Below are 12966 nucleotides of genomic sequence, written 5' to 3' on the forward strand. Positions count from 1 at the left end.
GAAGTCCCTCCAATTAGGTCTTAGTAGTATTGGCTACCAAGACAGTGTGAGCAACTCAAATCATCTATAGGATATAACTGTATCGCTCAAAAGCGATATTTCACTATAAGTTAATCATATCGTTCATCCTAGAATATGATACTTACTGTCATAAAAGTAATCCCGCCTGCTTATCGTGATATCAATCATATCCCTATTGATTATCAAATCAAGATGTCAAAGTCATCAAGTATTACAAATAGCACTATTACGTGTGGTTGGCAATACATGATATGTGACTTATTCACTATTATTGTCGACTGATTCTTCTTTGGCGTCTTCATTATGCATGGCATTGGCCAACATAGGGTAATGGTTGAGTATGTGGCAGAACAGCTCAGCAGTTTTTTGAGTATCATATAGTGCTGAGTGTGCGTTTTTACCATCGAATTCAAGCCCTGCTGCTTTGCAAGCACGTGCTAGCACAGTTTGACCAAATGCCAGTGCGGATAAGGTCACGGTATCAAATACCGAAAAGTTGTGAAAAGGATTGTGGTTTTTACTATTGGTACGTAATACGGCAGCGTTCAAAAATGCCAAGTCAAAATGCGCATTGTGACCAATTAAGACACACTGACGACAGTCTTCCTCACGGCGCACATCTTTTAATCCCTTGAAAATACGGCGCAAGGCAGACTTTTCGTCTTCAGCGATGGCTTTACGCATGGGATTATTAGGATCAATACCAGTAAAGGCAAGAGCGCTTGGTTCTAAATTTGCTCCTTCAAACGGCTCAACGTGAGCATTAAATGCCTCGCCCGGATAAAATACACCTTGCTCATCAAGTAGCACAGGAATACAGGCGATTTCTAGTAGCGCATCAGTCTGGGCATTAAAACCCGCTGTTTCAACATCGACGACAACAGGTAAAAATTTGCGAAAACGATCTTTTAAACGCCTAGGTGCGTGTTCGTCATCTACCTTGTCATCCGCCGCAGTATTTACAGTCACATTGAGGCTTGTGTCAGTAGGGTTTGATAACTCTTCGCTTGGCAAAGTTACTGTATTTTGGTTGGTCATATCAAGTTAAATCACTTTTATCAGTCGTACTGGTATATTGAATAAGAAATAAGCATCCTATGATATTAATAATGCCTTTAATACTAAATAATATAGTACAAAGGCATCGTTAATATCATGATGTTAATAGATCTCTTTATAAGTGCTAAAATCTGCGAGCACTATGCCTTTAGAGACCAAGGCAATGTTTCACCTGCCATAAGCGGCGTCAGAGAAGCACCATCAAAATAAGGATAGTCAGTTGGCACTTGCATAGGGGTGTCAACGAGTGTAATGGTACTCTCGTTTAGAGGTAGACCATAGAATTGCGGACCAAAACGACTGGCGAACCCCTCTAGCTTGTCTATTTTTCCCACACTATCAAAAGCAGTGGCGTATAACGGTAGGGCAGTCGCTGCACTATAGCAGCCAGCACAGCCACAAGCGGCTTCTTTTTTATCCGTTGCATGTGGCGCAGAGTCGGTGCCTAGGAAGAATTTAGGATTACCGCTGGTTGCAACATCCAGCAGCACCTTTTGATGGCTTTCACGTTTCAGAATAGGCAAGCAATAAAAGTGTGGTTTGATACCGCCAACCAACAGATGATTGCGATTGAACATCAAATGTTGCGGTGTGATAGTCGCTGCAACATGGTTGCCTTGAGACAATACAAAATCCGCAGCATCGCTGGTGGTGATATGCTCTACCACGATTTTTAGTGTGGGGAATTTGACGATGATTTGAGCCAATACTTCATCTAAGAAACGCTTTTCGCGATCAAAGATATCTACGTGGTCTTGGGTGACTTCGCCATGTATCAGTAGTGGTAAGTTGTGCTTTTCTAATGCTTCAAACACATCGACACAAGCGTTGATATTAGTGACGCCATCGGCAGAGTTGGTAGTCGCCCCAGCAGGATACAATTTGACAGCTTGCACGATACCTGACTGTGCTGCCAACTCAATATCTTGAGCTGTCGTATTATCAGTCAAATATAAAGTCATACGGGGGTCAAAAGCCGATTTTCGCTCCAGACTCAAGTCACTGGCGGCTAACTGATCCATAATACGCGCACGGTAGGCTCGCGCATCATGAGCATTTTTGACAGGTGGTACTAGATTTGGCATACAGATTACGCGGTTGAAACTACTTGCTGCATGAGGTACGGTCGTACTCAATGCTAGATCGTCACGCAAGTGAATATGCCAGTCATCTGGTTGAAGGATGGTCAATTCTCTAATCGAATCAGTCATAGTGTCAAAGCGCTCTATATCGTAAAATAAAGGAAAAAAAGGGAGTGATATTGTGTGACTATCATAACAGATTTGCTCACTTGACTAAATATAAGGCTCAGTATCTGTACATAATTTAGGGCGCGTTACTTGGTTTTTTTCATCACATAAAATATAAGTGCTGAGAGTAGGAAACGGTATGGTTTGAAAATTGAGCTAAAACCGTACGCTGTGTGGCAGTTAGACTTTTGCCTATAGTAAATATGATGTACACTGAGCGGGTAATTGTATTTCAATTTGCTTTCGATTTGATCTTAGCGCGTTTCCCAAAACTACATTCTCATAACAGGAGTTTTTCATGGCTCAACTTGATCCAAAAAATATTAATAAAATTGTATTGGCATATTCAGGTGGTCTTGATACCTCAATCATCGCCAAATGGCTGCAAGAAACCTATGATGCGGAAGTGATCACTTTTACCGCTGATATCGGACAAGGCGAAGAAGTTGAGCCAGCACGAGCCAAAGCTCAAGCGATGGGTATCAAGCATATTCATATTGAAGACTTGCGCGAAGAGTTCGCTCGTGACTATGTATTCCCTATGTTCCGTGCCAATGCCATCTATGAAGGTGAATACTTACTCGGTACGTCTATCGCCCGTCCATTGATTGCTAAGCGTTTGGTTGAGATTGCCAAAGAACACAACGCCGACGCTATCAGCCATGGTGCAACTGGTAAAGGTAATGACCAGGTTCGTTTTGAGCTAGGGGCAGTTGCTCTGTCTCCAGACGTGGTCACCATTGCACCTTGGCGTGAGTGGGACTTGTCAAGCCGTGAAAGCTTAATGAAATATGCTGAAGAGCATGATATTGCTATTGATTACGCTGGCAACAAGAAAAAATCGCCTTATTCAATGGATGCCAACCTACTTCACATCTCTTTTGAAGGTGGTATTTTAGAAGAGCCATATACCGAAGCAGAAGAAGACATGTGGCGCTGGTCTGTTAGCCCAGAAGCAGCACCTGATGAAGCACAATATTTAGAAATAGAATACGAAAAAGGTGATATTGTTGCTATCGATGGTGAGACGCTCAAGCCGTATGAAGTAATGATCAAGCTGAATGAACTGGGCGGAAAACATGGTATCGGTCGTTTAGATATCGTTGAAAACCGTTATGTCGGTATGAAATCACGTGGCTGCTATGAGACGCCAGCAGGTACGATTATGCTAAAAGCGCATCGCGGTATTGAGTCGTTAACGCTTGACCGTGAAGCTGCCCATCTAAAAGATGAGCTCATGCCACGCTATGCAAAAATTATCTATAATGGCTACTGGTTTAGCCCTGAGCGTATGATGCTACAGGCATTGATTGACAAATCACAAGAATACGTCAACGGTACTGTACGTGTAAAACTATATAAAGGTAGCGTAAGTGTCGTTGGCCGTAAGTCAAACGATTCATTATTTGACGAAAAAATCGCTACTTTCGAAGATGATGCTGGCGCTTATGATCAAAAAGATGCAGAAGGCTTTATTCGTCTAAATGGTCTACGCTTAGCTATCGAAGCTAGCCGTGGTCGCGATTTATCAAAATAGATTTGCCTGTCCTATCTATTGGCTAATTTGAATGACACACAAAAAAGAGGCTCTATTAATATAGAGCCTCTTTTTTTATTGCTAGTCACTTTTTATTGTATTACTCATGATTCTGCCTTGAGTTTTTCGAACACAAATTTGCAGAGAGTAAATACCTACTCAGCCACTACTGCAGTGTCAGAATCTTCATCATCTACCATGACAATAGCGACATCCTGCTGCTGACGCTCTTCAATGGCATCTTGCTCTAGTACTTCTTCGGTAGCCAATATGAGTCCATCAGACTTTTGCGATTGATATTTGAGAGCAGCGAGCGCACCAAGCACACCGATGACCAGTATGATGATGAGAATGACAGGGTTTTTCCAAAGCGGTGTAGATTTCTCATACTCTATGGGCTTCTCACTTGTCGTCGTCGGAGTGTTATCTTGATTACCACCGATCAAACCTAAACTTACCAAAGGCGGCTTGGGCGGGTTGGCAGGTTCAGAGTTAACACGCAGTCGATTCCGACTAAGATAGATGTCAGAGATCTTCGCCAATTGTAATAGCCAGCGTTGATGCGGTAATACAATAGCGTGCATCTCTGTAAAGACCAGCATGTCGTTATGGCGACCTTGCTGCAAATTATCACGTGAGCGACCAATGGCTTTTAAATAATTGCCAGTTGCTAACTGCATGTCCTGTACAGGCTCATAGTTTTCAGGCTTAAATCCAGTCAACTCGTACCAGTAAGTATCAAATGGCGGCGGCGTACCTGATAGTTGCTCAGCGTTTAATAGTGTGAGCTCTGCGGCGCTATCTACACTATTATCTGAGCGCTCTGTCAGCGTATCAGGCTCATTATCGATATTTTCTGTCTCAGCGGGTACTGCTTGCACCTCATCTGTACTAAATCTTGCTGCTGACAAAAACTGTGGCTGCATAGCAAACCATTTATTTCGCTCGTCATTATCAAGTTGGCTATATTCTGCCAGAATAGCCAATTCGCGCAGCACAATCACGCACAAAGAGGTAAGTAAAATCTGAACTTGTTGCGTCGTGGCACCAATTTTTTCAGCAATATGATCGCTCACTTTTATGACACGTGCATTGTCACTAAATACAGCATCTGCAGCATCGTGACGGTGATATAGTGTTGCCTTCATGGTTGCAAAATTCATAGAGTTATACTGTCGCAATTCTTTGACAGCAGCACGTCCGAAGAGCCTTTTGCTAAGTACTTGTCCTTGATGCTGCTGCTGATAGGCAAGTAGCGCACTTAGAATTGCTTGTAGGCTGGCATCCATTGCCAAGCGCGCTTGTGGCAATGAGAGCTGTGAGGCATCAGCCAATAGCGACAGCATTGGCTTGGTATCATGATATAAAAAATCATACATCGACACACGTGTCGGTGAAATAGTTGTCATAATCTGCTAGCATCAAAAAGTGTGCCCCTATCTTACGGTGCCCAATGCCTTGATACAATCCCTTAATAATAGAAATTTTTAATCATTTTACGGATTATGCTAATAGTAATCCTATTAATGACTGATCATTGGATACATTTATGACTCATAACAAAACACCTGATCAGCAGTTGGTGATCAATATTGCTGAGCAAACGTTAACGGTTTATCAGCAGCATTCTGAGACTGCACGATACACGATATCGACTGCAAAAAACGGTATCGGAAGTCAGCAGGATAGTGGATGTACGCCACTGGGTAAGCATATTATCGAAATGAAAATAGGTGGCGATGAGCCCATGAGGGCCGTGTTTGTAGGACGTGTACCAACTGGTGAAATATATGACAATGAGCTGGGTACGCGTCATCCCAACCGCGATTGGATACTGAGCCGTATCCTATGGTTAAGCGGATTGGAAGAAGGATCAAACAAAGGCAGCAACAGCCAAGGCGGCTGTGATACTTATGATCGGTACATCTATATTCATGGTACACCTGATACCGAGCCGATGGGCATACCGTTGTCACATGGTTGTGTGCGTATGCGCAATGAAGATATTGTTGAATTGTTTGAACAAGTCGAAGAGGGTATGCCGGTAACCATCGTGCCCAATTGACTGTCAGTGGATAACTTATCTTTAGATAAGAGAGTCTTATAGTCATATGGTTCTAGTTATAACCACTAATACTGAGCATTCGACGATGAGAGAGGCTACTAAACAGGAAAAATGGACGATAAAAAAGACAGCTCGTATTAAGTAAGCTGTCTTTTTTATCGTTGTTAGTATCGTCATTAGCATCAGTGCTAGATGACAACTTTACCAAAACGTAGCGCTATCTTTGAACTTAGCCAAACGTGATTCAATATAACTTGGGTCATCAGTAAGCATGGCGGCAAACCAACCTGCTCCATATAATGCGTTCGTATCTGTGGCTGATTTTAGAGCATAAAACGCATGATATTTGCTATCATCATTGCGCTGTGCTAATGCTGCTTGCGCTTTTGCCAGCCGCTTTCGCCAGCGTCTGGTCTTTTTCTTAGATTTTTTCTTACTTAGCAAGGGAATAGAAAATTCACTAACGTAGCACAGCTCTTTTAGATGATTGCACAACTTGTCTTCTGATTGACTGTCATCAATCACGTCTTCAACTATATCGTCATTGTCGTCAAGCCTGCTGAATGCCTCAATTTTTTTACTGGTTTTAATGCACTTTTTATACTGTTTAGTTAGAATCTTTGCCAACTTATCGCAGGCAAGCTGATCAGTGTGAGGCTCAATGCTTGGATCACTCATAGTAAAAGCAATCAACTCTAACAAAGTGATCTGAAAATCATTGGCTTGCAGCGTATTGATAGGTGTGATTTTTATGTCTTCGATATCTGTCGTCCAGTCAACAGCAGGTGCGCCGAGTGCCTGTAGCTCAGGCTCGATATGTGAACCAATATAAGCAAGTTGATAATAAGTGCCAAGCAAATTTGCCGTCTGTTCGAGTATCGACAGCCATTCAGGGTTAATCTCATCAGAGAAATCAGCAAATGCTTTTAGGGCAGCATGCAGGCGATCTATTCCAACTCTTAGCTGTAAAATATGCTCGTGATCAGTGCTTCCAGCGATAATAGCACTGCTATTGGGCAGTATCTGTAGTAGACAATTATGTACCACAGACCTTATGAAGGCGGGCGCGCTACTGTCTTTATCTACTTGCAACTGGCTAAGATCGGCATCAACGGCTGGACTATGGTCTTGTTCATTAATCAATAAGCCACCATTCTCAGCTTTGGTTACGGTAGATAGACACAGCTTGTAGCGTTTACACCATGTTTTTGCTGTCATAAACAAAAAATCTATATCTCCTGACACCAATTCGAACTCTATTTCTTGAATGGTTTTTCGCTGAGTCTTATCAGTCCCATGAATGATCTCTCCCTGATCATAGGCCACTTCGATACAGCTATTTATGTCGTCATCATTAGTTTCTGTCAGTAATCGCGTAGTGCGCTGTACATCAGTAACATATAACCGCGTCAGTGCTTTTTGTAGTTTTTTGAGCTTAAAGTCCGCCAGTGCAGGGGCGACCGAGGTGTCTTCATATATCGTTAAATCAGGCATCAATTCATTATCGTCAAGCATCGTTTGTACTTGCTCATTATCGAGTACAGCATTGTGTTCTAAGCGAGCAGCAATACCGTCACCAGATGCTTTGATGGTTTGGACCCAAGTATCGTTTTCTTTTCGAATGCGCAAACCAATACCTGCCTGTGCAAGCTGCTGGTCAGGCGTATCATAGTAATGTGCAGCCAGTTGCGTCACTTGGGAAGATTTAACTTTTGCTTGACGCATTAAACCTTTTAGGCGTGACTCTGGTACCAAAAACTTCAGCTCTATCTCTTGCATATTGGCTCCTAATAATTCTGACTGACGGCTCTGATTGATAGCTTTATTACTATTAGTCTACCATTCTCTGATTGTTTAAACCGCAATAAAAAACCGCCCTACGTCATGTAGGGCGGTTTTTTGATAAATACTGCTAATCTGTCAGTTATTAGAACTGGTTCATCGTGTTTTTGCCACCACCAGCTTTTAGTGCGTTATCACCAGAGAAGATTTCTTTGTGATCATCGCCAAGGTCAGAACCGGCCATTGCTTGGTGCTTAACACAAGAGATGCCTTCGCGGATTTCTTTACGCTGTACGCCAGCTGCATAAGCAAGCATACCTTCTTCACCGAAGTAACCTTTAGCAAGTTCATGAACGCTAAGAGCAGTCGTGTGGTAAGTCGGTAGCGTGATTAAGTGATGGAATACACCAGCTTCACGTGATGCATCACGTTGGAAGTTCTTAGCGGCAACATCAGCTGCTGCATCAAGCTCTGTACCATCATAATCAGCACTCATCAAGTCATCTTTGTTGTAGCTAGAGATGTCTTTACCTTCTTCTTCCCACTGTGCGATAACTTGCTTACGGAAGTTAAGCGTCCAGTTGAATGATGGGCTGTTGTTGTATACAAGCTTCGCTTTAGGCTGTTGCTCTTTAATACGGTCAACCATTGATTTGATGTGTGCAACGTCTGGCGTAGGTGTTTCGATCCATAGTAGATCAGCACCGTTTTCTAGAGCAGTTACACAGTCAAGTACAACGCGGTCGATGTTAGTTTCTTCACGGAATTGATATAGACCGTTAGGCAAACGAACTGGACGTACTAGTTTACCGTTGTGCTTAAGCAAGCTGTCGTTTTCTTTTGCATCTTCAAGAGATACTTCTTCCATTTCGATGAAGTCGATGTACTTAGAAGCAAGATCACCTGGCTCATTTGATACTGGGATTTTTTGCGTTAGTGATGCACCTTCAGAGTCAGTACGAGCAACGATAACACCATCTTCAACACCAAGCTCTAGGAATGCATAACGAATAGCGTTTAGCTTAGAGATGAAGTCTTCATGTGGTACGGTGACTTTACCCGCCTGGTGACCACATTGCTTAGCATCAGATACTTGGTTTTCAACCTGAATGGCACAAGCACCAGCTTCAATCATTTGCTTGGTCAATAGGTAAGTGGCTTCTTCATTACCGAAACCTGCATCGATATCAGCAATGATTGGCACTACATGTGAATCAAAGTTTTCGATTTTTTCTAGGATGGCTGAAGTATCTTGACCCGCTTCTTCAGCAGCGTTTAACTCACGGAAGTAGTCGTTCAATACTTTAGCATCAGCTTGACGTAAAAACGTGTAGATCTCTTCGATTAGCTTAGGTACTGATGTTTTTTCGTGCATAGATTGGTCAGGTAGAGGACCAAACTCAGAACGTAGGGCAGCTACCATCCAACCTGAAAGGTAGATGTAAGTTTTAGAGGTTGTACCGAAATATTTTTTCTTAGCATACATGGTTTGCTGTGCAACAAAGCCATGCCATGCACCTAAAGACTGCGTGTACTGAGATGTATCATTGTCATAATCTTCCATGTCTTGACGCATGATTTTTGCAGTATATTTTGCGATATCCAAGCCCGTTTTAAAACGGTTTTGTGACATCATACGTGCAGCATCAACTTCGCTAATGTTCTGCCAGTTGCCGTGCTTTTGCTTCAATTCACGTACTAAGTCGATCGCTGATTTATATGCAGTTGACATCTATAGTCTCCTTGGTGGGGTGTAAAAAATAAGTTAATTATTAAAGTAATAAAAACATGTATTACTAGGATTCTTATTAAACTAACAAAGCTATATGTAGAATTTGGGTCATTACTAATCTGTCTAAGTTCTATTTACCCTAAACAAACCGATGCATTAATACAAGGGGATTGCTAAACTCAGCAGTTGAAAATAATGACTATCTTATAGGTGATAATTCGTTTATCGCTAAGGCATATAAGTATTTAATGGGCAGCGATGTCATAATGGGTAACAAGAGATGTTACAATAATACAGTCGCTTGGTAATGTTTCACTGCCAATAAAAACCATTAATATGCTACTTAGTTATTGAGTTGCTATTGAGTTTTTTTGGCCTGCACTCAGCTCATAAGACTCAACTTGATTATTTTTTTCGCAAATCCTTTATGGAACTTACTATAACTGTCTTACCAAGATTTATCTAATTTATGATAGTTATCTTTAGTATTTTTATAGGTTATAATGCATGTATAACAGTATGTTGCGATAGGTAAATTGGGTTATAACTAGCGATTGGTATAGCAAGGTCAATCAAAAATTATAAGACTGATGCTGTTATAAACCGCAATCTGTCATCACAGCATTAACTATTACAGCACTAGCCATTACAGCATTGAGAATACCAAACTTGCAGTAGTACTTATTCAAAAGCCAAGAGAAATAGATATGAATTTGCAGCGGGTTGATTTAAATTTATTAGTCCATTTAGATGTGTTGCTACGAGAAAAAAACGTCACTCGCGCAGCAGAGCAGCTTGGTATTACCCAGCCTGCCATGAGTAATATTTTGCGGCGTTTACGCAAGTTATTTAATGATCCGCTACTGGTGCGCTCATCTGAAGGTATGACACCGACTGAGCGCGCCCTTGAGCTACAGCCGCGTATTCGGGAGATACTCGCTGACTTGACTCAAGTCCTAGAGCCGCGTACTGAGTTCCGTCCTTATAGTACGTCACGTGTGTTTCGTATCATGACCTCAGACTATGCCGAAGCGACCTTGGTACCCAAGCTCGTAAAAGCGCTACGCTCTGAGGCCCCCAATGTTATTTTGGACTTTTTGACCCCATCAGATGTCTCTTATCGTGACATGGAGCAGGGGCGTGTTGATTTGGCAATCAACCGTTTTAATGAGATACCGCAAAGCTTTCATCAGGTGCTGGTATGGCGTGATACGTTTAGTTGTCTGTTATCTTCTGAGAGTCCTTATGCCAACCGTTTTAATCTAAAAAATTATCTAAAAGCGCAGCATGTCTGGGTATCTAAGACAGGTATGGGTGTGGGCTTTGGGGTCAATCCAGAAAAATCAGGTGGACTTGGCTCAATCGATCAGGCCTTGCAGCGCCTTGGGCAAAAACGCCAAATTAGTGTGTTTACTCGTCATTATCAGATGCCAGCCATGCTTGCAGCAAACAAAGATTTGATAGCAACATTGCCCACCCGTGTGGCGAGAATGCAAGCTAACAACGACAGCATTATGATGGAAGAGCCACCGTTTTTTATTCCTGAATTTGAGCTGACGATGGCTTGGTCACCACTGCTGCAGCATCACCCAGCGCATCGATGGTTACGTCAGCTCATCATGCATGTAGCACGCCAAGTGGTAGCTGAAGAAGAAAACCCACCACAGGAAATACCTGTTATCAACCATTTGTTTTAAAGACTCGATTGTTCTATATAGACCAGCCACTAGGCTGGTCTTTTTGTTTAGAGCTGCTATAAAGTCTTTTCTAATATTTAGCCATTCTTAATAAGACGGTCACACTCTTAACATCTTCAACACACTTTACAATATATTGTAAAACTCTTCGCTGCCCACACTTGGTAATATGTCTGCAGATAGAGGACGAGTGATTAACGAACGCCGCTATCGATGTAATAACAAATAATTAAAAATCAAAAGTAGCACTGCTACTAAATACAGAATAACCAAGCAGATAAAACTATACAAACACATAAAATCAAATAACAAGGACAATAATATGTCAGATATTACTACTGTAAACCCAGCCACTGGTGAAGACATAAAAAACTACGACTACATGAGCAATGAAGAAGTCAACAAAATCGTTGACGCTTCCCACAATGCATTTTTAGAATGGCGTAATGTCAGCCATGAAGAGCGCGGCCGTATTATCAAGACTATCGGCGACAAGCTGATGGAGTATAAGGAAGAGCTGTCTGAGCTCATGACCGAAGAGCGCGGTAAGCTATATAGCCAAAGCGTACAAGAGCTAGGTCTATGCAAAGCGATTTGCGACTACACAGCTGAAAACGGTGTCGCTTCTTTAGCTGATGATGTACGTGATATCGAAGGTATGAAAAAAGGTCTTGTGACCTATCAACCGATTGGTATCATCTATGGTATGCAGCCTTGGAACTTCCCAGCGTATCAGGTGTTCCGCTATACGATTGCTAACCTAATGGCTGGTAACAGTGTATTGCTAAAACATGCTTCTAACGTCACTGGCTCAGGTTTATTGATTGAAAAGATTCTTCATGAATCAGAATTACCGAATGATTTATTCCGCACTATCTTGATTGATCATGATCAATCAGAAGAGCTAATCGGAAACGATAAAGTACGCGGTGTGACGCTAACTGGTAGTGACGATGCTGGCCGTATCGTTGGACAACAAGCAGCCAAAGCAATCAAAAAAGCCGTATTAGAGCTCGGTTCTAACGATGCATTCATCGTTTTAGAAGATGCAGACATAGATACTGCTGTTGAGACTTGTACCCAAGCCCGTTTGATCAATAACGGTGAAACTTGCGTCGCAGCGAAGCGTTTTATTGTAGTCGACAGCGTGTATGATGAATTTCGCAAACGTATCGTAGAGAAGTTCGAAGGCACCAAATCTGGTGATCCAATGGATGACAGTTCAGACATCGGTCCATTAGCACGTGCAGACTTGCGAGATCAGCTGCATGAGCAAGTAGAACAAAGTGTAGCCAAAGGTGCTACGATTGCTGTTGGTGGTAAAGTACCAGAAGGTAAAGGTAGCTTTTATCCAGCAACTATCTTAGAAAATGTCGAGAAAGGTCAGCCTGCCTATGACGATGAATTGTTTGGTCCTGTAGCCTCGCTTATCCGTGCAAAAGACGAAGATGATGCAATGCGAATTGCTAACGACAGTCGCTACGGTCTAGGTGGTGCGATATTCTCAAAAGACGAAGAAAAAGCAGTGCGTTTGGCCCGTGAGCAATTCGATACAGGTATGGTCTACGTCAATGGCTATGGCTTAGCAAATCCTGCACTACCATTTGGTGGTGTGAAAGACTCAGGCTATGGTCGTGAGCATGGTGGATTTGGTATCAAAGAGTTTGTAAACATTAAAGCAGTTCACGTATTCTAAAACTTAAAATACTATATAAGCATAATAGATGACTATTTATGATTTAGTTTGTAAATGGTCATCAAAAAAAGCCCAGTGACTCATAATGAGTGACTGGGCTTTTCGTTATGTAATGCAAAAGTAATAG

9 protein-coding genes are annotated in these 12966 nt (G+C 42.1%); 4 read left to right on the top strand and 5 right to left on the bottom strand.

Annotation, left to right across the window (positions count from 1 at the left end; genetic code table 11):
* Positions 1-279 precede the first annotated feature (279 nt).
* Complete coding sequence (gene rnt, locus AC5JPO_RS12005; protein ID WP_493853935.1) at positions 280-1059, bottom strand: ribonuclease T; 780 nt, start codon at positions 1057-1059, stop codon at positions 280-282.
* A gap of 161 nt (positions 1060-1220) precedes the next feature.
* Complete coding sequence (pyrC, locus tag AC5JPO_RS12010; protein ID WP_493853936.1) at positions 1221-2291, bottom strand: dihydroorotase; 1071 nt, start codon at positions 2289-2291, stop codon at positions 1221-1223.
* Between the two features lie 337 nt (positions 2292-2628).
* Between pyrC and AC5JPO_RS12015 the strand changes: the two genes are divergently transcribed.
* A complete protein-coding gene (locus tag AC5JPO_RS12015; RefSeq protein ID WP_493852222.1) occupies positions 2629-3867 on the top strand; it encodes an argininosuccinate synthase in 1239 nt (412 codons plus the stop codon).
* 155 nt (positions 3868-4022) lie between these two features.
* Here AC5JPO_RS12015 and AC5JPO_RS12020 read toward each other — a convergent pair whose 3' ends face one another.
* Positions 4023-5276: a hypothetical protein gene (locus AC5JPO_RS12020; protein ID WP_493853937.1), complete on the bottom strand. Its 1254-nt coding sequence runs from the start codon at positions 5274-5276 to the stop codon at positions 4023-4025.
* Between the two features lie 140 nt (positions 5277-5416).
* Between AC5JPO_RS12020 and AC5JPO_RS12025 the strand changes: the two genes are divergently transcribed.
* A complete protein-coding gene (locus AC5JPO_RS12025) occupies positions 5417-5932 on the top strand; it encodes a L,D-transpeptidase family protein (protein WP_493853938.1) in 516 nt (171 codons plus the stop codon).
* Positions 5933-6133: 201 nt separating this feature from the next.
* On the opposite strand, the gene AC5JPO_RS12030 is transcribed toward AC5JPO_RS12025, so the two are convergent.
* Positions 6134-7711: a CYTH and CHAD domain-containing protein gene (locus AC5JPO_RS12030; protein WP_493853939.1), complete on the bottom strand. Its 1578-nt coding sequence runs from the start codon at positions 7709-7711 to the stop codon at positions 6134-6136.
* A 148-nt stretch (positions 7712-7859) separates the two neighbouring features.
* Positions 7860-9446 (bottom strand): isocitrate lyase, encoded by a 1587-nt coding sequence (locus AC5JPO_RS12035; RefSeq protein ID WP_319051255.1) that lies wholly within the window; start codon positions 9444-9446, stop codon positions 7860-7862.
* A 707-nt stretch (positions 9447-10153) separates the two neighbouring features.
* Between AC5JPO_RS12035 and AC5JPO_RS12040 the strand changes: the two genes are divergently transcribed.
* Positions 10154-11143, top strand: a complete 990-nt coding sequence (locus AC5JPO_RS12040) for a LysR family transcriptional regulator (RefSeq protein ID WP_058025743.1) — start codon at positions 10154-10156, stop codon at positions 11141-11143.
* Between the two features lie 322 nt (positions 11144-11465).
* Entirely contained in the window at positions 11466-12839 is a 1374-nt protein-coding gene (locus AC5JPO_RS12045; RefSeq protein WP_493853940.1) for an NAD-dependent succinate-semialdehyde dehydrogenase, read from the top strand.
* Positions 12840-12966: the final 127 nt, after the last annotated feature.

The sequence above is a fragment of the Psychrobacter sp. H25 genome, from assembly GCF_059076335.1.